This window comes from Bacteroides sp. 14(A) (assembly GCF_000526555.1).
Classification (GTDB): Bacteria; Bacteroidota; Bacteroidia; order Bacteroidales; family Bacteroidaceae; genus Bacteroides; species Bacteroides cellulosilyticus.
In genome coordinates, this window is record NZ_JAGH01000002.1 from 492,815 (window position 1) to 516,725 (window position 23,911).

At 43.0% G+C, this 23,911-nt stretch carries 11 protein-coding genes; all 11 read right to left on the minus strand.

The window, feature by feature from the left end; translation table 11 throughout:
* Window positions 1–41 precede the first annotated feature (41 nt).
* The 11 genes from K429_RS0109630 to K429_RS0109680 all read right to left on the minus strand — a co-directional run bounded on the left by K429_RS0109630 (window position 42) and on the right by K429_RS0109680 (window position 23,715).
* Window positions 42–3,014, minus strand: coding sequence for a glycosyl hydrolase 115 family protein (locus K429_RS0109630; RefSeq protein WP_022209895.1), 2,973 nt, complete (start codon window positions 3,012–3,014; stop codon window positions 42–44).
* A 25-nt stretch (window positions 3,015–3,039) separates the two neighbouring features.
* Window positions 3,040–4,146: a glycoside hydrolase family 105 protein gene (locus K429_RS0109635; protein ID WP_007211151.1), complete on the minus strand. Its 1,107-nt coding sequence runs from the start codon at window positions 4,144–4,146 to the stop codon at window positions 3,040–3,042.
* A gap of 64 nt (window positions 4,147–4,210) precedes the next feature.
* Window positions 4,211–5,359, minus strand: a complete 1,149-nt coding sequence (locus tag K429_RS0109640; protein ID WP_026366757.1) for a glycoside hydrolase family 130 protein — start codon at window positions 5,357–5,359, stop codon at window positions 4,211–4,213.
* Between the two features lie 37 nt (window positions 5,360–5,396).
* Window positions 5,397–7,259 carry an FAD-dependent oxidoreductase gene (locus tag K429_RS0109645; RefSeq protein ID WP_026366758.1) on the minus strand — a complete coding sequence of 621 codons (1,863 nt, stop codon included), beginning with the start codon at window positions 7,257–7,259 and terminating at the stop codon, window positions 5,397–5,399.
* A gap of 9 nt (window positions 7,260–7,268) precedes the next feature.
* On the minus strand, window positions 7,269–9,989 hold the full coding sequence (locus tag K429_RS0109650; protein WP_033160348.1) for a sugar-binding domain-containing protein: 2,721 nt from the start codon (window positions 9,987–9,989) through the stop codon (window positions 7,269–7,271).
* A gap of 51 nt (window positions 9,990–10,040) precedes the next feature.
* Window positions 10,041–11,144 carry a glycoside hydrolase family 105 protein gene (locus tag K429_RS0109655; RefSeq protein ID WP_007211155.1) on the minus strand — a complete coding sequence of 368 codons (1,104 nt, stop codon included), beginning with the start codon at window positions 11,142–11,144 and terminating at the stop codon, window positions 10,041–10,043.
* 537 nt (window positions 11,145–11,681) lie between these two features.
* A complete protein-coding gene (locus K429_RS0109660; RefSeq protein ID WP_026366760.1) occupies window positions 11,682–15,707 on the minus strand; it encodes a hybrid sensor histidine kinase/response regulator transcription factor in 4,026 nt (1,341 codons plus the stop codon).
* 187 nt (window positions 15,708–15,894) lie between these two features.
* The gene (locus K429_RS0109665) at window positions 15,895–16,857 is read right to left on the minus strand and encodes a glycoside hydrolase family 43 protein (protein WP_007211158.1); all 963 of its coding nucleotides are present in this window, start codon (window positions 16,855–16,857) and stop codon (window positions 15,895–15,897) included.
* Between the two features lie 51 nt (window positions 16,858–16,908).
* On the minus strand, window positions 16,909–18,459 hold the full coding sequence (locus K429_RS0109670) for a sulfatase (protein WP_026366761.1): 1,551 nt from the start codon (window positions 18,457–18,459) through the stop codon (window positions 16,909–16,911).
* A gap of 94 nt (window positions 18,460–18,553) precedes the next feature.
* Window positions 18,554–20,374, minus strand: a complete 1,821-nt coding sequence (locus K429_RS0109675) for a RagB/SusD family nutrient uptake outer membrane protein (RefSeq protein WP_007211160.1) — start codon at window positions 20,372–20,374, stop codon at window positions 18,554–18,556.
* 11 nt (window positions 20,375–20,385) lie between these two features.
* The gene (locus K429_RS0109680) at window positions 20,386–23,715 is read right to left on the minus strand and encodes a TonB-dependent receptor (protein WP_026366762.1); all 3,330 of its coding nucleotides are present in this window, start codon (window positions 23,713–23,715) and stop codon (window positions 20,386–20,388) included.
* Between the last annotated feature and the right edge of the window lie 196 nt (window positions 23,716–23,911).

A 23,911-nucleotide genomic window follows, 5' to 3' on the forward strand; every position in this document is an offset into this window, starting at 1 on the left:
TCAAGCAAGGAAGCAATTCTATTCACCGTTCACAATGGCTTTTATTTAGCAACCTCTTGTTCATTTCTGGTAGGTTGCGGTCCCATATAGGAACGCTTCATACCGCCAAAGTCCAACACAACCTTTTGCAGAACTGTTCCTGCATCTCCACAGATGATTTTCACCGTATGCTTACCCGGTTTATCGATATGGAGAGTGGTCTTGTTGATTCTGCAATTCTTCAATACGCTTTCATACCAGATCTGGGCATATTCGAAAGAAGAAGTAGATGGGGTCATTACCGGACCTTCGTCTATACATACACCATATTTGGTTTCAACATTTGTTGCTTCATGTCCGGCATATCCTCTATCCTTGCTGATGGGGAATGTAGGCAGCACATACGTATAAACGTCTACTGATCCCTGCTCAAACGTATAGAAATCATATTCCAGGCGCGGTGTATTACGTCCTGCGGTACGTTGTGCCGGAGCGATAGGATTACCCAACTGTACAGCTGTATTCTCGCATCCCAGGTTCGGAATCATAATCATCTTAATGGCATCATTCTCCACTTTACGGTGGAAACTTGCCGCATCTATCGAAACATATCCGTTGTTTTCAACAAACAGCGTATCCATTTCGGCCAATGAAGGAGAAGTAGGATTAAAGACGGAGATATAGACACTTTCCTTCTCACCGCGATCAGAAGTGATATCCAGTGTTCCAAGTATTCTTTCACCGGCAGGAACCTTCGCCCAGTCGATAGAAACCTCGATACGCTCTTCAGTAGCAGTCTCTCCGGATTTCTTACTAACTAAAATCCAGTCATTTGTTACAGCAGCTTTCCATTTCAGCGGAGTAGCACCCTTGTTGAATACATCTACATAGTAAGACTGGCGCAAGTAAGTATTGAAACATGGCAATGAATGGAAACTCTGGAGACCTTTCAACACGGCCTCACCTTCGGCCATTACGCCTAAAGAAGCAGTAGGAGCCAATTCAACATCTCTCAATTTCGGAAGTTCAAAATAAGCAGCGGCAAATCCCTGTTTCATCGTCATTACATGATCCCACTTACCGCCAAGCAACGAGTTATAGCCCTTGGTAATTACTTCCAAACTGTCGTAACAGGCTTTCGCTGATTTTTCCAGTTCTTTGGTTGATGCTCTCTGCTGAATAGAATACCAGCGGTTTCTTTGTCCGTCCAGTATCATTCTGTTCAACAACTCGCACCCTTTCACCGGATAATACAGTGTCTGGTAGAAGCATGCTTTCTGTTTCTCGTCCGACATACTGTTCAAGATCTTCTCTACGGTGCTTCCAATACGACGGTATTCGCTCAAACGATTATCCACCTCACGATAGTTGGTAAGCGAAAAGTCCGTATCCGTATTCCGTTCTCTCCCGTGCTTATCAGTAGTCCATTGGTAGCCCCATCCCATAAATTCGGGTTTACGCGCGAAAGCCAGCTTATAGAAAGAATTAACCACATCCTGATATTCGTTGCGGTATTGGTCGCCCAACATACCACACAGCCATTCGGTACGGTAGTTAGCTGCCCTTTCAAAGTTGAAAGAATCAATATCGAAAGCCATCGTCAGGAAGTAATCAACAGCGAACTCACAGGATTTGATATCACCGGCATTCAGCAACCAGATGCGATCTGCCGTTGCATCATACGCTTTACGAAGTTCTTCATACATCAATGTAGGAGAAATCGTGTTCATCCAAAGATGATCGTGAGGCTTACCAAGATAAGAAGAATGGTAGTACACACCCGAACGGCCCGAACGCTTCTGTTCCTTCGGGCTGCTCAGACGTTTCATATAACCATAGTTATCATCCGGCCAGATGATTGTTACGTCATCCGGTAGTTCCAGACCTTCGTCATATACATCCAACACTTCTTTATAGGGAGTAAATGCTTGGGGAATCTCTTCACCCGGTTTACCAATGGCATCAATCAACATCTGTCTTTGTGCCATCAGAGCCTCCTGAAGCATATCTTTCCGGTCGCCCATATCATTGCTTGCATTCATGGCTCTGTCGTGCAGTCCGCGTAATGCCAGCGTATATACATTTTCAAAGGGAGCACATTCCTTCACGCGTGCATTCAGCACACTGTCTACGCCTTTTTTATTATTGATGTAGTCCCACTCACCCATTTTATCACGCTTCCATTCACTTGCCGTATTAAACAATAACGGTTCGCAATGAGAAGAACCCATGATGATGGCAAAGCGGTCTGCAACCACTCTGTTCTCGGGAATGCGGTGAAATGCCATAGACGCATCGTGCATGGCCGGACACAAATAGTTGGCCTGGAGGCGGAGTAACAGTTCGCAAACCTTAGCGTAAGTCCGGGGACCGAAGTTACCCACTTCTTTCTCGAAGTTTCTCTTCGACCAACGGTAGAGGCCCCAGTCTTCATCATTGATGAAAATGCCTCTGTACTTCACAGTAGGCTCTTTAGATATATATTTATCTACTTTCAGGTGTAACTGATCCTTCTTGACAATAGGAGCATCTGCCCACCAGTACCAGGGAGATACACCGATAGTTCTTGACACGGACAGCAATCCGTAAGCAGCACCTCTGCGGTCGCTACCCACAATAACCAATGCCTTGTCTACACCAGGAAGCGGATTACGAACGAGTTGCACCAGATAGCTTTCCCAACGATCCTTCAAAGGTTCCACGTCTAGTTTCTTCTTCGCAATCATCTGGTCAATCCATTCATTATGACCCAAGGTTCCGACAATGATACAATTCTTCTGAGGAGCTTCCTTGGTAGTAGCAACGCCCAGAATTTGTCCACTCACCTCTTTCACATCATTCGCAAATAGTCCCGCCGTTGTTTTTACAACTTCAAAATCTTGTGCGTCATAGTACACGCAGGCTTTATCCTTCTTGCCTACGAGACTAAATACGTTGGATCCGCTACTATTTTGCGATAGCGAAACCTGAGCCAGCGCCACTGAAGAACTCAGTAGCAGCATACCTCCTAATAAAACAGATTTAAAAATACTCATGGTTTATTTATTGATAATTTATAAGTTACTTCTCCATCAGGGCGACCACACACCAGAGGTAAGGTCCTTGCGCATGAAAATCACCAGTACGACGCGGACGGTCATAATAGTATTGCTTGTCGTTCTTCTTATTGGTACCTACGCAGATTTCTCTCACCTGATTCTTTTCGGTAAGGTAAGTCACCAAAGCCATCCATGCCTTGCGGGCTGCCGGAGCATATTCTTTGGCATCCAGCCATCCGTTCTTTACCCCCGTAATAAAAGCGAAGGTAAACATGGCAGAACCCGATGTTTCAGTCCAGCATTCGGGATCATCGAGCAATTGATTCCACAGACCTTCCGGATTCTGATATTCCTTCAGACTTTTCATCATGGTCAGGTAGCCTTCCATGATGCGGGGACGGTCTTTGTGCTTCTTGGGCAAATAACGAAGCAATTCTGCCATACCTGCTGCCATCCATCCGTTTCCGCGCCCCCAATAGAAAGGTACGTCCGGTGCATGATAGAAGAGACCGTTGGGACGTTGCAATTCATCCAGATACATCACCATCTCTTTGGCTGCACGATCTATATATTTGCTATCATTGGTCACTTTGTAGGCATGTGTCTGTACAATGGTAATCATGTACATATCGTCAATCCAAAGACGTGTCTGCCATGAATAGCCCTTCTCTGCCCATTCCTTCTCACTTGGTTTGGCATCTTCGGGAACTTCCCATTGGGTATCGGCATAAGGCAATCCCAGTTCTTTGTAGCGTTCATCCTTCGTCACCCAATAAAGCTCCAGAGGCAAACTTCCGAACATATTCAGATCGACATGATTCTTGATGGGCAACAACTCCTTTTCGGTAGTAAACAGATGCTCAAATCTGGCTTGCAGAAGCTTGATGAGCGCTTTGTCTTTGGCTGCCGCCGCATATTTAAGAGAACCGTTCCAATAGAAGGTTTCAGGATAACCAATCCATTTTCCGGCATGCAATGCATGTTTCTCGGTTACAAAACGGTAGGCAATACGTCTGCCGATTTCATCGGGAGTATACCCTTCGGGAAAATTCTTCAGAAGACTAGTCTGGGCGATTAGCAACTGGAAAGATGATAATAAAAATAATAATGCGAATACTTTCTTGTACATAACAATTTGAATTCTATCTATTAAACATTACAATAATTTACTTTCTCTGGAATATCCGTTGATATTACTTCACTTTCAATAGTTTCTTGGTGTCGTCGCACACGGCTACCGCCACTTTGGAGTCTGCACAGCCGTAATAAAGATATAGCTTCTTCTTATAATAGGCCAATCCTTCGATAAACACGGTTCCGTCCTTATACTGCCCGCTCTTCTCAAAAGAAGCTTCAGGCATGAAGAAAGGCTTGTCTAAACGGCCCAATACTTTATAAGGATCTTTGGAATCAAACAGGAGCTGACCAGCGCAGTAAGCACCTGCCGGATAATTTGCATCGCCTCTCTTTTTATCATTCTTACCATTATACATCAATACGATGCCTTGTTTGGTACGAATAGCAGGAGGACCACATTCAGTCATCTGGCTGTCGAAGTATCCGTTACGCGGCCTGGCTATTTTCAACAACTCGTTGTTCTCATCCAGCACAGGATACCAGTCTGTAAGATTGTCGGAAGTAGCTGCATGCACAGCATATTCTCCCCAATACATGAAGTACTTACCATCTACTTTATCGATAACCAGTTTCCCACCTTTCACCTTGGTAAGCATGGAGGCTGACTTGGTAGCAATTCTGGCGAAACGCCCGTCATACGCTTTTTCAAAAGCAAGACCGTGCTTGGTCCAGTTCTTCAAGTCTCTGGAGGTAGCCACCGCAAGACGGGGGGTCTTCCGGTTCCACGCCGTATAAAGCATCACGTATAATCCGTCTTCGGTCATTGCCACTCGCGGATCTTCGCAACCACCCGGACACTCTATATTCTCAAAATCATCTCCACCGGGGAAAAGTACCGGGCTGTCGAATCTCTTTATAGTTACTCCATCCACGCTTTCAGCATACCCGATACGGGAAGTTCTCTTCCCGATGCCTTGTGCCGAGTTATCTTCAGCACGATAGAGCACGACAATCTTTCCATCTTTCACGGTGGCAGCAGGATTGAAAATATCACTTTCCTCCCACTTCACCTGTTCCTTGCGCATCGGACAATAGAAAGAAGTAGGCTGTGGAGTGAGTACAGGATTGACACCTTCAGGACGATGAAATGGGCCAATTACCCAGTTCTCCTGTTCTTTCTTATCGGTATCATCTGAAGAAGGCAGAGTAGAAAAACTACTCAATGACAGCACTCCTATCAAACCGACTATGAGTTTTAACTTCATCTTAATATCTATGTTTCGCATGGTTAAAATTATCGTTTTATTGACGAATATGTTTATAAATCTCGGTCAATACTTCCAATCGGGTTGTTTTTCCGGGAACAGCTCGGGGCTTAAACCCACATAATGTACTCCAGTCCTGCAACGTCTTTTCATCGACCGTTCCTTGCAAATCCGCATCCCATCCGGGCAAATACCCTCTCAATCCCATATATTGAGCCAAATGGAAACCAGTATTTTCCGGACGCAAGTCACGAAAGTAAATCAGCGTTGCTTTCTGGTCGATCAACAAATCCTGCAATATGGACATATCCACATCCTGAACAGCAACTTTACGGTCAATAGCCAGTGAAGCAGCGATACCTGCCGCCTGCCCCAATGCCATCCAACATGGCTCCATACGCAATGTGGAGAATCCGATATGCGAACCGGATACAGGTACAGGTAATAGCAGATTATCTACATTCCGGGGTAGAATCACGCCCAAAGGCACCGTATACACTGCTGTAGGGTAGCTGATGAATCCATCCAAATGTACTCTTCCGGCTTCCCGCTTTCTGGCAGCATGCGAATCGAGTGCATAATGGCTGGCTGTCACGCTACTGCCATGCAAAGGCGGGCGTTTGCCCGGTGCAGTGGGTAAAGCATCCTTAGCAGTAAAGAAGTAAACTCCTTCAAAGCGTCTTCCTTCACGCACATAGACCTGGCGGGGAAAATATTCATTATCCTGATATTCATCTTTAGCTAATCCCCATTCTAGCATTGCTTTACGGAAATGCTCCGGTAATTCCGGATCATTCTGGGCAAACCAGAATAAACCCAATGTATAATCTTTCAGACGTTTGGCAAACTTATCTCTCCACTCCCAGGAAGAAGTAGGCCAAGGCCAGTTCTCTTCCGGCAGATCAGTAGAGATAAATGCAGCATGCTGATTATTGCCATCTGTCTTCTGATTAGGCAGTTTCACGATACTGCTCAGTTTTCTGATTCCCCAACTGTCTCCTGGAAGTTTAGTCTGGTTACCGCCAGCGATATGACGACGGTTTTCTTCCATCATTTCATCAGTTACCTTCAGCATGGCCCGTTGAGTATTCTTTCCGGTCCATACATCTTCAATCAGTGAGACATATTCGTTCCTGTTATACGATGCCGGCTTCGGAAAGAGGACACGATTATCAGGATCATTAGTCAGGCAAAGGCGATAGTTATATGCCTGGACTGCATTATCAGACTCTCCTGTGCTACCACTGGCTGGCAGACTTTTCCAGTATTCATAGGTTCTTCCTGCTCCGGGTTCTCCGAATTCGGCTTTGCTTTCCCTGCCTACGCGGAAAGGCACACCTGCCGCAGCACCCAGATCACCTTCATAAGTGGCATCCACAAAGATGTCACCCTGATAAAGTTCTTTCTCTCCATTCTCACGATTCAGTATACAGATGCTTTCAATGCGCCCGTTTCTGAGAGTGATATTCTGATCTTCAGCATCGAACTGCCGCATAAGAAGCACGGTAATCTTATCCTTATGTTCGTTCAGCATATCCTGATAGATAGAGGCTGCAACAGACGGTTCGAAATGAAAGCCGTCACTGCAATCCTTCAGCTGCTGAGAGTTCTTTCCATACCGTTCTGTATAATATTGCTTGATTCTGGAAGTAAACTCCATGAACAGACCGGTAGTTGCCTCCCGGGTAGCAATATCAGTAGCTCCCAGTCCGTTGGCCGGAAGTCCTCCAATATGTTGGGTACGTTCCAATATAACCGAGGTCTTGCCTTGCCTGGCCGCTGCAATCGCCGCCATTATGCCACCGGGATTACCGCCTACCACCACAATATCAAAATGATTTTGAGCGGATATCCCCCAGCTGAGCAACAACAGAACAGTAAGAATATGGAATCTCTTCACGTTATTTTTTTATTTGAGTTTATACTTCTGAGTAGTTACATTCCAACCCTTCAATACCAGAACAGCTCCCTCAGTCAACTTTTCTTCCGCCGTTTCAATGGTGACAGTTTTCTTTTCACCCGGAACCAGAGAGAAAAAGTTATCCGAATAGAACGACGGGCGTATCGGACTCATTTTGGAATTGAGGAATTGCAACTGATTAAAGAAAGCGATACCACCGGAGGTATTCTTCAATGTAATGTCTACGAAATAGCGACCGTCTGCCTGACGCGCTTTATAGGAGAGCTTCACATTAGCCGCTTTCAGCTTACTCAAGTCTTCAAATCCTGAAGATGCAGGACCGGTCAGAGTCTTACTGCCTTCATACTTATCATTTGATCTCCAATAGAAGTTGGAAGAAACGTCTTTACCCTTCTCATCTTTCAGCACCAACTTGATAAAGTGAACCTGAGAGATGTTTTCAGGAAAACGGATGGTCAGTACATCATTGGCTACTCCATCTTCCGGAAGATTCACGGAAGCAGATTCTTCATATACCTTCCGGCTATTGATATCATATACCCGTGCTATCACTTTGTAATTATTAAAAGAGCGATAATAATCGTTCACCACAGATACTGTATTCTTCAGATAATCGAACTGGGCATGTAGTGGCTCCAATGAATTGGCTGTATGGTACAAAGAAGCAGTGGGTTCCAAAGACCAATCCCACATACGGGAAGATACCTGACGCATGGAGCAGTTATGATACCAAAACAAGAGTCCGGAACAGAAGCGATCACCATAATCCAACTTATTGTAATTCCACACTTCCCAGATACTCTTTGAGTTAATGGCACCCAACAGTTGTCCTTTCTGAGCAAACTCATCAATAGAGGATGACTTTCCATAGTTGTTCACCAAATCAGTATACATGGTAGTCATCAAGTGGAAACCATTTCCATCCAGGTAATCCCACACCTCTTTATTGATAGGCCAGAGATCTTTTTCGTCCATCATCTCACGAAGAATTTCCACTGTGGGAAGTGTAGGCGCACCATACTCCGGATTGAAACCATCGACACGGCTTCCACGTGGAGATGCCGTATTTTCATAATGCTGCATCGGATTCACCTGCTTATACGGACTTCCATCATGCACTCCGGCACATTCTGACTGCATCTGATATCCTCGCGTACCGTCCAGTTTGTTCAATAATTCAGGGGTACCTGTAACCTCGGTACTTTCATTAGAGGCTACATAATAAGCCAGAGAAGGATGATTGCGGATACGTTTCACAGTAGATGCCACATTATCCAGATAATTGCCCTTATCGTTCGGATGGCGTGTATCACCCGTCATCCAGAATTCCTGCCATACCAGCAGTCCCATCTCATCACACAACTGGAAGAAATAATCGGATTCGGCAATGCCACCTCCCCACATGCGTAAAAGATTGACACCCGACTGACGGCTATATCGCAGTTCGGCATACGTACGCTCGTCAGAAGTTCTCAACATAGCTTCCGGTATCCAGTTCGTTCCACGGATAAAGAGACGCTTGCCATTGACATAAAAGACACGTGACTTATCAGGCGTATTCGTATCGGAAGTAATCTCACGAATACCGAATTTTGTTTTAACCGAGTCGCAAACTACTCCATCGATGGATACGGTCATTTTCAACTCATACAGGTTTTGAGGACCTTTGTTCACAGGCCACCACAAACGAGGAGAGTTAATCACTAATTGAGGAAATTCATCCGGAGAAAAAGACAAGATTTTCTCTTCTCCACGCAAAACTTTAAGCTTTTTCTCGAAAGTTATATTTTCACCTGTAATCTCACCTCTTACCGTACAATTAATTCCGCTAAATCCGGTAGTAGGATTTACAACTTCCACAGAAATGAACTCACGTGCCTGGTCATAACCAGGTTTACGCAGTTCGGATTTCACAAAAGGATGACGTAACGCTACTTTACCGGTAGCATAGAGAGAGATGTTTTTCCAGATCCCCGTATTACGGTCACGGATACCATCCATGAAAGTAAAATCCCAGCCTACGGTCATCAGCATAGTAGTGTTCAATCCGATATTTCCGTTTCCACCATTGTGGAACTCACCCACTGCACCCCAGGACTTGGGTTTGGCACTGCCGGGGACATCAACCGGATATACTTTTATAGCCAATGCGTTAGCCTTATCTATCTTCACAAAGTCAGTCACGTCAATATAATCCTGCATAAACATACCTTTAATAGTACTGAGCAGGTTTCCATTCACCCATACTTCGGCACGATAGTTGATACCATCCACTTGCAACCAGACATGTTTTCCTTCAAATGATTTGGGAACTGTAAATTCAGTCCGGAACCAGTAGGTATAAAAGTCACGACCGGTTTCAGAGATATCCGGTATTAATTTGGATTCGATCTTATTGTTGATTCCGTAATAAGGTTCCGGATATTTCCGGTTATGTACCAATGAATTCAGAACTGTACCGGGCACAATGGCAGGCAACCAGTTCGCGGTCGGGTAATCTGACAATGAAACCTTTTCTCCAGGATCTGCTACATCTCCTGCCTTTATCATTTTCCACTGATAGTCTCCATTATGGGTAATTTCCGAGTCGAGCCAGAGGCGTTCAGAGTCTCTGACATCATTTACTTTGGTTTGTCCGGTTACTACTGTCGAATAGGAAAACAACAGTACAACAAAGGTAAGGGCCTTCACCCAACTGCTTATGTTCATCTTATAAGTATAAATAGATTTTCGATATGAGATTATTAAAGTAATGCTATCTTATTCCTCCAGAAGTGCAACGGCACACCAGAGGTAAGGAGCTTGTCCATGATAATCACCTACATTTTGTTTGCGATCATAGTAATACTGTTTGTCGTTCTTCTTATTGGTACCTTCGCAAACAGATTTCACATTATCATTTTCATCTATGTATTTCACCATAGCCATCCATGCTTTGCGGGCAGCGGGTGCATATTCCTTGGCATCCAACCAGCCATTCTTCACTCCTTTAATGAAAGCAAAGGTAAACATGGCAGATCCTGAAGTTTCGAGCCAACAATCGGGATGATCCAGCAACTGATGCCACAAACCGTTTGAAGACTGATATTTCTTCAGGCTTTTCATCATGGTACGGTAACCGTGCAGAATACGTGGACGATATTCACTGTCTTCGGGCAAGCTGCTCAACAATTCAGCCATACCGGCAGCCATCCATCCATTACCTCTTCCCCAATAGAAAGGAACATCCGGAGCATGATAGAAAAGACCATTCGGACATTGCAGTTCGTCCAGATACATCACCATCTCTCTTGCAGCACGGTCTATATATTTACGATCACCGGTAACTCTGTAAGCCTGAGTCTGCACAATAGTAATCATGTACATATCGTCAATCCACAAACGGGTCTGCCAGGAATAACCTTTCTGGTCCCATTCTCTTTCTTTCGGTTTGGCGTTTGCAGGGAGTTGCCATTGAGTATCGGCATAAGGAAGACCCAGATCCAGATAGCGTTGATCCTTTGTAATCTTATACAGTTCCAAAGGCAAGCTACCGAACATATTTACATCCACATGATTCATGATAGGCAATAAGGCCTTTTCTGTTGTGAACAGAAGCTCAAATCTGTTCTGCAAAAGCTTCACAAGCTCTTGATCATTGGTAAGTGCAGCAAACTTTAGCCCTCCATTCCAGGTAAAAGTCTCCGGATAACTAATCCACTTTCCAATATGAAGCATATGCTTTCCATCTACAAAATGATATGCAAGACGTTTACCGACTTCTTTAGGGGTATATCCCTCGGGAAAATCGGTCAATAAACTTGTTTGAGCGAATACGAACTGAAAAGGAAGTAAAAACAGCAATAATAACGACTTCTTACACATAAGGTTAATTCTTTATTTATTAGACATTAAGAAACACATAATTGTTATCATGGTATAATCTCTTATGAGACGGTTACAAAGATAGCGCACAGTATCTTCTCAATACGAAATAAGCATTCCAATAAATAGAAAAAACATCTCAAAATCGCATAAAAGCCACAATTTTATTCCAAATAAAGCCACTAAATATCAGTCATCAATGAATTTGTTCACTCCGTCATCCTGAGCTTACTGAAAAATCCCATTTCTTTGCACAAGTTGCTTCTTACTTACTTTAGCCGGAGCGTCCGGAACATTCGGTACATGAGTTTAAACTTTCCCGGCAATCAGTTGTATAGACAGAACGTGCAGCATCTATATATCGGACGTATTGCATCTATATATCCAATGTGTTGCATCTATATATCCAATACGTTGTATCTATATATCCAACGCCACCGACATATAGATGCAAAACGAACAGAAAAAAGAAAGACGTTCAAGACTTCCAATGCCGATGATTTAACTCATACACCGGAAATTCCAGATGCTCCCCCTTTAGCCGGCAAAATCCTTCGGAAGTACCCCGAATTGCTTCAGGAAGCATTTAGAGAAATAAGAAGAAGAATTGAACCCGACCATATAACAGATTTCATTGATACGGCTCTCACCTTCTTTCAATAATTGGGCGGCACGCTTCAAACGTTCTATGCGTAAATACTCATTGGGACTCAAGTCTAATACTCCCTTCATCTTACGATAGAAACTGGAACGGCTCATATTCAGGCTCTCTGCCATATCATCCATACTGAATTCCTGGTTTGACAGGTTAGAAAGAATTATTTCGTTCAGCTTCTTGATAAATTCTTCATCAGCCTTAGTCAATGCCATTGTATTGACCGCAACAAAAGGAGATTTAGCAAAATCCCTGCGAAGTTTCTCCCGGTTATTTATCAGATTGGAAACCACAGCCAGGAGATATTCCGGTGAAAAAGGCTTTTCAATATAAGAGTCCGCTCCCAGTTCCATTCCTTCAATCTTAGACTGGATATTTGTCTTTGCAGTTAAAAGTATAATAGGAATATGGCTATAACCTACATTCGATTTTATAGTCTTGCAAAGTTCAAAACCATCCATCAATGGCATAACGACATCACTCACCACCAGATTTACGAAATTACTATCCAAAGCTTCCAAAGCCTCTTTACCATTGGTAGCGGTGATTACAGCATATTGAGACGATAACTGACGTTCGATGAAAGCGAGCATTTCCGGATTGTCTTCTACAACCAAAACCATATGTTTGCTTTCTTTCGAATGTTTCCCTTCCAATTTATCATCCGGATAGGATTCACCGGATGTTTCCGCTTGCAACTCTGCATCTTTATTCTCTACATCAGAATCCAGAGCTATGACCATATCCTGGGTGATAGGAAGTGTCAAGCGGAAAATGTTCGCTTCTTCTCCCTGAACCATGACCAAAGTGCCACGATGGAGCTCTGCCAACGAACGGGAAAGAGCCAAACCAATACCCGCACCTGTAGTAACCTTTCCCTCTTCTTTTTGGCTAAAACGAACAAAAGGCTGAAAGATCTCCTCTTTCATCTCATCAGGAATGATTACTCCGTCGTTCTTAGTCACCACATAGAAAGCCTGCTTTTCCTGATCTACTTCCAGCTTTATATGCATATAACTATCAGCATACTTCATCCCATTATTTAAAAGATTACTTATAATCTTCGTAAAAGCTTCACGGTTGACATGCGCACAGAAGTTTTCATCCGGCAACTCCAATGTAAAGTCGAGACCTTTCTGGCGCGAAAGGGAACTAAATCGCATATAAGTCTCTCTCAAAACATTAGTAATATCACATTTGGTAAAGTTCAGACTGTATCCCTGACTCTCTACCTTTCTGAAATCCAGAAGTTGATTCGTCAGGTTCAGCAACCTTTCCGTATTATGCTGCATGATGTTCAGATCTTCATGAGTTTCCGGGTCCAGATGCTTTTTCAGAATGATATTCTCCAAAGGTCCTTTTATCAATGTCAGCGGAGTGCGGATTTCATGTGCTACGTTCGTAAAGAAATCTATCTTGGCATTATAAATCTCACGTTCTTTCTCCTGTTCGAACTTCTCAAGCTGGCGGCGGTGCTGCCTGCTGCTACGTTGCTTGAAATACCAGAAAGTATATACAAAGCAAACAATAAACAACAATAAATAAATGCAATAAGCCCAGATGGAAAGATAAAAAGGAGGACGGATATGGATATATAACAACTGTTCTTCGGGTCCCCAAATACCATCACTATTGGACGCTTTCACACGAAACTGATAATCGCCATGCCACAGATTGGAATAAGTCACAATAGGGCTTTCCCCCACAGTTATCCAGTCCTTATCAAAGCCATCCAATCTGTACATCAATTTATTCATTTTCGGCACCTGATAACCCAAGGCTGCAATACGGAAGGAAAATGAGTTCTGATTAGCCTGAAGGGTAATACTGTCCGAGAAAGTAATGCTCTTATCAAGAGGAGTATTTTCTTCATCGGCACGAACTTCTTTATTAAACAGCATAAAATCGGTAATCACCACCGGCGGCAGGTTCTTATTCTCTGTAAATGTCTTAGGATTAAATACAATAAAGCCATCAATACTACCCAGATAAATGTTACCGGCTTCATCCTTATAGCTGGAACGGTAGTTAAATTGATCACCAAGCAATCCATTGGCCGTAGTATATCCCTTCACCTGTTTAGTTACAGGATTAAAACGTACCAACCCACTATTCGTAGTCAACCAGAACAGACCCTCCGCGTCTTCTACAATCTGGTAAACGACATCATTAGGCAATCCGTTGGATGAATTATAGCTGGTAAAAGTCTCCGTTTCAGGATGAAACAGACAGAAACCACCTCCTTGCGTAGTCAGCCAGATCTGGCGATGGGAGTCTTCAAAAATACTCAAAACCTTATCATAAGGAAGGCTCTCTTGATTACCCTCATTGTGCACATAGTTTTTCCATCTCTTTTCATTCACATTATAGCAATAAGCGCCATTCGCATAGGTTGCCAGCCACAAGTTACCGCCCGAATCCTCCTTTATATCATATACAAACCTGCCGGCCAGTTCTGTAATCCTTTCAAAGTCATCCGTTTGTCCATTGTATTTTAACAGACCGAACATCGTTCCCAAATAAATATCACCAGTCGTTGTTCTGCAAATAGCAAAGATACTGTTATCAATTAATGAACGTGGAGAACCATTTTTCTGGTAGGTTTTCAGGATATTACCGGTATTAGTATCTACAATTTTCAAACCTTTAGAGAAAGTTCCAACCCACAACTTATCACCCACCATACAGAGCCCATGAATATTCGTAAACCCGGAACTGGGTGCAAAGAATGAGAAGGTCTTGCTGCTCGGATCAAAACGGTTCAAACCACCATCTTCGGTGCCAATCCATAATATGCCCTTATTATCCTGACAAAACTCACGAACCCGTTTGCCTTGCAAATTATTGTCCCCATCTTTCGGATAATACTTCTCAAAATAAGTATAGGATTTCGGATAATAATCTACTCCCCCAAAATATGAACCTACCCAGATGCCACTTTCACGATCCTCACACAACGAATAAACGGCATTATCGGACAACGAATAAGGATCATCCTTAGAACTATGCAAATGCACATACTTGTCCGTACGAAGATTGTAGATATAAACTCCCGATTCAGCTCCTATCCACAGTTCATTATCCGAATTTACCAACAGGTCACGACTATATACCATTTCACCGGTTTCATCCATCAACAGCAAATTTCTCAGGTTACCGGAAGTCAGATTCAACTCCTGCACTCCCTTTCTTATGGAACTTATATAGATGCAATTATATGCTCCCGGAACTATCTTCATGATAACATCATCCTTAAAAACCTCATCACTATCCTTCGGGGAAAGATAAGGGTGAAGCGTTTTTAAATTATCCTTGGAATAGAACAGGCCATTGCCATAAAATCCTACCCAGATTGTTCCACTATTATCAAAAGCAACGCTCTGTACATTGGCTGAGAACTCATTCAATGTATAATTATGAAGTTGGCCTTTTTGCGGCTCATAACAGAAGAGTCCCTGTGTTTCAACCGCTATCCATACCCGGCCCTGTTTATCTCCCGAAATAGCGGAAACAGTCCGTTCTATCTTTGTATTCTCCCCACTCAGACGGTCAAATGGAATAAAAATCTCCTGGTCAGAATAATAAATATACACCCCGGCATCTGTACCAACCCAGATATTCCCTTTATTGTCCTGATAAAGACAAGTCACGAAATTGTTTCCCAAACTATGATTATCAGTCATATCACGTTTAAAGTTCCGGAATGACATCCCATCGTATCGGCTCAGTCCACCCTTGGTACCAAACCACATAAATCCCTTCTTGTCCTGTATAATAGCATTGACTGTAGTCTGGGATAACCCATCCTGAATGCTGAGATTTTTGAAATAGTAATGTTCATCTGCTGCTTGTGCCCAGCAAATGATATAGCAAAGAAAACTAATAAGGGCTATTATTCTTTTCTTCATTTTCGTGCTTTTTATAGATTCATACGTCAAATATAGCCCAATTTGACGATAAACAATAAAAGAAACATTTCAATAAATAGAAATATCGTCCCTTTAAGATTCAAGAAAATCAATCAAACAACGGTTTATAACAGAACTTCGATAAAAATAGCCCTTTTCATCGAAGTTCTGTGACTCAAAACAAGCGTCATTTCACAAGTTTAGGGGTTATATACTCTTCACTAATTCTCATGCGGTCCACTCCACCGACATTTTCAAACGAAACTTCTCCGATGTACATGGCACGCGGATGAATGTTATCCTTATCTTTATGAGCATGATAGACTATGCGAAGCTTGCCGGCTTTATCCGTAAACATAGCACTATGCCCCACTCCAACCAGCTTACCGGGCTTTTGCAATAAAGGGTTTTCATCATACTTCGTCCATGTACCCATCAGATCGGTAGCCGTAGCACAGCCTACACCATAAAATGGACTTTCATAACTGTTAGCAGAATAAGACATATAATAAATTCCATTATGCTTAAGAATATAGGAACCTTCATTCACGCGAGGCCAGACTTTCTCCCATTCCTGAGTTACATGGAGGCAAGGATGCATTGTCTCTTTCTTGATAGTAATCAAATCCTTTTCCAACTCCGCTATCCAAATGTTGTTACCGTCATTGAAACGTACAAAGGATAAATAAGGCGTACCGTTATCATCTATAAACAGAGAATTGTCAATACACTTCTCATCAGCAATCATCGGCTCCTTCTTATCCTGAACAAACGGTCCCGTGGGAGAGTCCGCAACCGCTACACAGATATGTTCATCTGCCGAATAATACATATAGAATTTCCCATTTACAAAATAAATCTCAGGAGCCCAGAACCAACGGTCCGCCCAGGAATCTTCCTTATTCAATGCCAACCCTCCATACTTCCAGGTCAGCAAGTCATCGGAGGTATAAAATTCAATTCCTTTATTCGAATGCGTACCATAGGCATAGTATACTCCATCGTGCAGCAAAATGAACGGATCACCCAAAGGCACAGGTGTTTCAGTGGTATTGACAACAGCATTGTCAGCACTCTTTTTAGAGGAACATTGGCAAGATGCCAATGTTCCAAACATAAACAAACAGACAAGAAATAAATTCTTTTTCATACAATTCTATTTCGATAATACTCTATTGACACAACCTGAATACATGCTTCATTAGTCAGTAAAATGATAGTTATAAGGGTTCCGCTTAAAATGATAACGATGTCTTGGTAATGGCAACGGGTCCTGCAAACGCAATTCCCAGGCCAACAATTTTGTCAGCAACTCGCTCTGCTTATCTATCAACTTGGGATTTCCAAATAAATTATTAATTTCATACGGATCTTTCTTCAAATTGTACAGTTCCCCTTTTCCATAACTATTCATAATCAGTTTCCAGTCACCCATACGTACCATTCGGGAGGTTCCACTTTGAGTCCATGTATTCAATTCGTCAAAATGAGCCACCTTATTGGGTCCCAGCGCACCTTCCTGCTCAAAAGTCAAGCTATCGTCCAAAGGAACATCTTCTCCGCCAAAACCTAACTGTACAACAACGCTTGAGAACTCTTCTTTCGGATATTCTTTACCCGTCAACATAGGCCACAAACTCCGTCCCTGAACACCTACCGGTATTGAATCACCTATCGCAGTGCAGAAAGTAGGGAAAAGATCGGCCAACGAAACATGCGCATCTATAGCTTTAGGCTGCTTCTTTATCTGATAGCCTGCCCAAACCATCGGTATTCTGGTTAGAGACTCAGACAAGCCTACTCCCTTACGAATTAGTCCGTATTCACCGCAATAATCTCCATGATCGGACAGAACAACGATGATAGTTTTCTCGAATAGTCCCTTTTCCTTCAGCTCCTCAACCAAGCGTTTGATCTGATCATCAATGAGACGAATCATCCCCATATAATTTCCACGCAACCGAGGCAGGTCTCTTTCAAGATCAGGACAAGAAGCGTCTTCCAGTTCCGCCAGAATCTGATACTTTTCTCCCTTCTTCAATACATCCTTACGTGAAGTCTTCACAGCCGGAATCTTATCCGGTGCAAACATTGAATAATAAGGTTCACAAACCTGATACGGATTATGCGGTTCAGGGAATGAAACCCATACAAAGAACGGATTGTCCTTCTGGCTATCTATCCACTCTATAGCCTCATCCACAATTCTCGTAGGTTGCTGATCTTTCAAAGGTATAGGCGAAGGTTCCAGATACTGCCCGACTGCCTCTTTAAAGAATTTGGAAATAGCACGCTCTCCTTCCGTCACCGGTTTATTCTTCCCCCAGTGAGAATATTCAGACCAGAAATCCATATCCTTTGAGTTCAGATAAGCATGATTCTTACCTACTAAAGCTGTTTTATAATGATTCTCCTTCAGAACGGTTACCAAGTCTTTCGCATAATTAATGTCACGCACATTGTGATTGGTACGTACATGAGTTGCAGTTGGAAAACGACCGGTAAACATGGAACAACGTGCAGGAGTACTGGCCGGCATAACCGTATACGCTTTATCGAACCAAGCGTTCTGATGTGCCAATTCATCGACAAATGGAGTAATATCCATAGGAAAACCTTCACGTCCACACAAATCGGCACGTTGCTGGTCCGTCATTATCACTACGATATTAGGTTTATCTGTCTGTGCAAACAAAGACAAACCTATTCCCTGGAGAACGATTCCTGAGAAAAGATGTTTTCTAAAATTCATAACTATCTGATTTTAATTAATAACCATATAAAAAACGACACATACTCCATAACCCCTATAAAGAGATTATGAAGTATGCAGAGACTCAATCACATCAATCCCAACCCGGATTCTGCACCATATTAGGATTCATTTGCATTTCTCTCGCCGGTATCGGAAGACTCCAGTAATGATCTCCTCCCCAGGCATAATTATTAGTTCTGGTTCCCCATATCTGAGTCATACCATTCATCTTGCCTTCTTTGTCCTTATAGAACTTCAGATCTTTCCAGGTTCTCCAGCGAATCTCATCGAAATAAATCACGTCTTCACCTATTAATTCCCAATGGCGTTCGTTCATGATACGCTGGTGCATATCTGTTTTTCCTGTAACCTGAGTAAATTCGTTGGTTCCCAGTAATTGGGCTCCTGCCCTTTCGCGCACCTCATTCACTTTGCTTATGGCTCCGGGAAGATCATTCAACTCATTCAATGCCTCCGCCCAATTCAACAGAACATCCGCATAACGGATAAACGGCAAATCCAATTCAGAATATATGTTCGGTAACTCTAATCCTTCACCCACAAACTTACGATTTAAGTAATAGAACTTCAAACTTGTATCTGTTTTCAAATCCCCATATGTGGTATAAGAACGGAAAGGATAACGCATCACATACTCTTTAGGAGTTCCTTCAACCCCACCAAGAAAAGAGGCATAAGGGGTTATAACGGACATTGCCATTCTCGGATCACGGTTTTCATAGGCTTTTTTAATCCTCTCCTCGTTACCGGAAGCATCATATTTGGACATATCAGCCCCCGCAGCTACTGCGTTCTTTCTTTCAGTCTCCGTGATGTTATTCCGCAGGAAATACACCATACGCTTATCAATGCCCATATCATTATATCCGGGGATAATGTCATCCCAATTGAACTTACTACCGTCTCTATTTTCGTAAGACTCGGCAAACTGCGGGTTTATAATATAATTATTCCACCCTAATCCATTGCCTGAAGGGTCGGGCGGCAAGCATCTGTTACCGAAACCTCTGTTCTTCTTCTGCGTATAATCCGGATGATCCAGACATTGCAAAGAGAATATCATTTCATCGCAACGCTCATTTTCCACCTTAAACAGTTTCTTGTATGACTCCTCACCCGCACCTTTATAGAGCGTGTATCCACAATCCTTTACTGCCTGAAAATCATCAGCCGCCTTTTTCCATTCTTTCATCCACAGATATACCTTGCCTCTTAAAGCATAGGCTGCACCTTTTGTAATATGCCCGTAATTGGCATCATCCGAACTGTATTTATCCGGCAAATCCGGATTATTGATACAGGAAGTCAGATCATCCACTATATATCCCCAGACTTCATCCTGAGTGGAACGTGCCAGTTTTGCCTCATCAATATCCTTAATCGGATCTTTATAGTAAGGAACTCCATTATACAAGATATTCAGCCTGTAATACCACCAGCAACGCAGAAACATACATTCTGAAATATAGCGGCTTCTTTTAGTCTCATCAAATCCCTCGACCGTGGGCAGATTGCCAATCACATCATTTGCCTTGATAATTCCCTTATAGAATCTTTGCCAGGGAGCAGAACTCCCTTTAACAGAACTCGGAGAATTTGTCGCAAATAAGAAATTGAAAGTAGGAGCTATACCTATACCGTAATCCATAGTACTGGACCATATATCAAACCACCCGTTGGCAACATCGCTATAATCCACATACAATTGATTATACACACCCGCTATCGTCTGTTCCGCCAAGGTAGGAGTCGACCATACATTCCCTTCCGCCGGCTTTCCATTGGGTGACAAATCCATATCTACGCAACCTGCGGTTGACATTCCCACAAGGACCACTGCGGCCATCGTTTTCATCAGATTTCTTCCTTTGTTTATATTTATCTTGTTCATACCATTTAATTTTAGAAAGTAACATTTACACCAAAAGCATATTGTCTCATAGGAGCATAGCCCACTCCACTCATCATTTCAGGATCAATACCTTTGAACTTAGTAATCGTCAACAGATTCTCTCCCGAAACATAGACACGCACATTTTGCATGCACACCTTCTGTACCCAATCTTTGGGGAGCGTGTAGCCGACTGTCAGATTCTTCAGTTTCAGATAATTGCCATTATGTAGAATATGCTGGCCGGAAACACTTACCTGAGCTGCTTTATCCATGGTGAGACGGGGATTTGCCGAAGTAAGATTTGTCCGCGGGTCATTCGGATTCTCAGGATCGTAAAAGTAATGGTCATAAGCTACATCTTTACCCATTCCATACCCAAACCAGGTTATACTACTATTCTCACCAGACTGATACCAGTTGATTTTGAATCCGGCAGCACCAGCCCAGTTCATAGAGAAGTCAATGCCTTTCCATGACAGGTTTGTCTGGAAGCCGAAGTAATACTTCGGTGTTTTAGAATAACCCTGGAAATCCTTGTCATCGTCGTCACCATAAATGCCATCTCCATCCAAGTCTGCATAAATGATATCACCATACCAGATATTACTCTTGCCGATTCCCTGTTTCGGATAGAACTTATATCCGGCATCCGTCATGGCCTGCAACCATTTCATATCATCTTCCGTACGGATCATTCCGTCAGAAGGCCCTCCTTTCGGATTTACCGTACCATCGGCATTAAAATAGTTTCTATTGCCTTTATATACGTTCAGCACATAAAATTCATTGATCATGTGCCCTTCCAAAACACGCTGCAAGTCTCCTGTTGAAACCTCACCCAAATTGGTATAATAAGTGGAACTACCATCCGCATTCTGCTGCCATCCGCGGACAAGTTCTCCTTTGTATTTGGTTACTTCATTCTTGTTGTAAGAGAAGTTTCCGGATATGCCGTACGAGACAGAACCGATCCGATCATTCCAACCTAAGGTTATTTCAAGTCCCTTATTAGTAACCTCTGCAATATTCTGTCGGGGAGAACTGAACCCAGACAAAGTAGGTGACAAAGTTGGATTATACAAGATACCGTCCGTCAACTTATTATAAACCTCCACTGTTCCACTCAAACGGTTTTTCAGCATAGAGAAGTCGATACCCAGGTTGGTAACCGTAGTTGTCTCCCATTCCAGGTTATAGTTGGAAAAACTTCCCATGCCCAGTCCGGGAACCTCCTTGTTGCCAAAAGCATAATGGGGAGCCGTAGCATAAACAGCCTGCCATTCATAGTTACCGATTGAGTTATTTCCGAGTTGTCCCCAGGAAACACGTAGTTTCAGGTTGTCGAGCCAATTCATCTTCTTCATGAATTTCTCTTCCGACAAACGCCACCCTGCCGAAAAGGATGGGAATATACCCCAGCGGTTCTCCGGAGAAAAACGGGAGGAACCGTCATAACGGACATTCGCCTCAAATAAGTAACGGGAATCATACGTATAAGTAACACGACCAAAGACAGAACGAGATGAAAACTCTGTAGTGCTTCCATCGATATAATCAGGCTCCGTCAATGCGTCAAAATCTGTAAGACTGGTATCAAGCATCCCTTTCTTACTAATGTCGGTAGTACGTGCCCATTTGCGGAATTCCTCATAGCCCACTAAGGCTGCCACATCGTGTTTACCTTTGAAAATCTGTCCCCAGTTTAAGGTGGTAGTATTTTTCCAGCTCTGATTTCCATCAATATAATATTTCACAGGGTACTCCGCAAGCAATTCGGAAGTAGGAGGAACATTCATAGTTTCTCCACGTTGGAATGAAAATCTTTCCTGATAATCGGAATAATGCCACAGATTCTCCTGCCGATAATGATCGTAGTAGAAGTTAGAAGTCAAATGGAAGTTCTTAAGGAAATCAATCTTAATATAAGGATTCACAAAGAATTTCGTTGTTTTATAAAAGCCTCCCGCACTATTCAGATAATAGGCCGGATTGTTAACTACCGGATCTTCTTCGAGGGCTTCGGGAGCTCCATATTTCCCATCGTAATACGGATAGGTTCCCGGTGTACTTTTCTGCATTTGCAAACCATTCAGATTATCAACATTATTTCTTTCCTGATCTACATGATAACCCCATGCATTCAGCCCCACAGCCAAGAAACTGGCAACCTGTGACTCCAGATTACTGCGCATATAATATTTCTTCATTCCTGAATTCACCACCAGACCGGGATTATCCACATACGTAGCATTCAGGCTATACCGGGTTCTCTTTTCCGCACCGGTAAGCGTAATAGAATGTTCTTGCATCAATTTCGGATTATACACCTCATCGTACCAGTCCGTATTCGGATAGGCCACATAATTCGGGTAACCCGATTCGGATATTCCATTCGGATTGCTGGCCGCTGCACGCCACGTATCAATGGTAGTTTGGCTAAACACCTGTGCCTGCCCTGCATTGTCCGAAGCCTCATTGATAAATTCCATGTAGTCGGCATAGTTTGAAACCATACGGATCAGATTAGCCGGTGTATTATAGGAGAATTTTCCTGAATAGGTCACGTTGATTTTCCCGTCCGTACCTTTCTTGGTAGTCAATAGAATAACACCATTAGCACCCCGGTTACCATAAATAGCACACGAAGCGGCATCTTTCAGGATGGAGATAGAAGCGATATCATTAGGATTGACATTATTCAGCGACATTTCCATTCCATCGACCAGCACCAATGGTGCAGAATCATTTAAAGTACCTGTACCGCGAATACGCAGAGTAGATGATTCTGAGTTGGGCTTACTGGATGTCTGCATCACATTCAATCCGGCCACCATACCCGATAAAGTAGAAGCAAGCGTAGTTACGGGACGCGACAAGGTCTTATCATCAAAATTAACTGTAGCAACAGAGCCCGTCAGATTCACTTTTTTCTGAGAGCCATAGCCCACCACTACCACTTCATCCAACAATTCGTTATCGGACATCATCCTGATGTCCAAGACACTCTGATTGCCAACCACTATCGACTGGCTTTTATAGCCGATATACGATATCTCCAAGACATCTCCTGTAGCCACAGACAATGAAAACTTCCCATCAACATCGGTCACCGTACCCATAGAGGCTCCTTTAACCAGAATACTGACTCCAATAAGAGCCTCTCCGGTATCTCCGTCGATTATACGTCCTGTAATGTTCCGTTCATTTTTTGTTTGATCCGCCGAAAGGATAGATACGTGCACCGTTTCATTTGCCAAAGAAGACGATCCCACCGCGTTCGCAGAAAGACTCCCCATATATATAAGCGAACACACGAGGAATTTTGTATTTACCTGCATAAGATTTAAAGTTTTAATTAAACATCATTTTTTGTTTTCCATAAAACCGGTTCTTCCTGATAGTTTCCGGATACTAACAAGCTGAATCCAGCCATTCAAAGGTAGCGCTTATGTGCAATTTCCGATAGAACGAAAAAATCATTTTATAGAATAATCGAGGCAAAAAGGTATTAGTAGTGTATCCGGCTATACCTCT

Bases quoted from the DNA above. Each gene is read 5' to 3' on its own strand.
- K429_RS0109660 (WP_026366760.1), bottom strand. From the start codon at position 15,707: ATGAAGAAAAGAATAATAGCCCTTATTAGTTTTCTTTGCTATATCATT.
- K429_RS0109665 (WP_007211158.1), bottom strand. From the start codon at position 16,857: ATGAAAAAGAATTTATTTCTTGTCTGTTTGTTTATGTTTGGAACATTG.
- K429_RS0109670 (WP_026366761.1), bottom strand. From the start codon at position 18,459: ATGAATTTTAGAAAACATCTTTTCTCAGGAATCGTTCTCCAGGGAATA.
- K429_RS0109640 (WP_026366757.1), bottom strand. From the start codon at position 5,359: ATGAAGTTAAAACTCATAGTCGGTTTGATAGGAGTGCTGTCATTGAGT.
- K429_RS0109630 (WP_022209895.1), bottom strand. From the start codon at position 3,014: ATGAGTATTTTTAAATCTGTTTTATTAGGAGGTATGCTGCTACTGAGT.
- K429_RS0109655 (WP_007211155.1), bottom strand. From the start codon at position 11,144: ATGTGTAAGAAGTCGTTATTATTGCTGTTTTTACTTCCTTTTCAGTTC.
- K429_RS0109635 (WP_007211151.1), bottom strand. From the start codon at position 4,146: ATGTACAAGAAAGTATTCGCATTATTATTTTTATTATCATCTTTCCAG.
- K429_RS0109675 (WP_007211160.1), bottom strand. From the start codon at position 20,374: ATGAACAAGATAAATATAAACAAAGGAAGAAATCTGATGAAAACGATG.
- K429_RS0109680 (WP_026366762.1), bottom strand. From the start codon at position 23,715: ATGCAGGTAAATACAAAATTCCTCGTGTGTTCGCTTATATATATGGGG.
- K429_RS0109650 (WP_033160348.1), bottom strand. From the start codon at position 9,989: ATGAACATAAGCAGTTGGGTGAAGGCCCTTACCTTTGTTGTACTGTTG.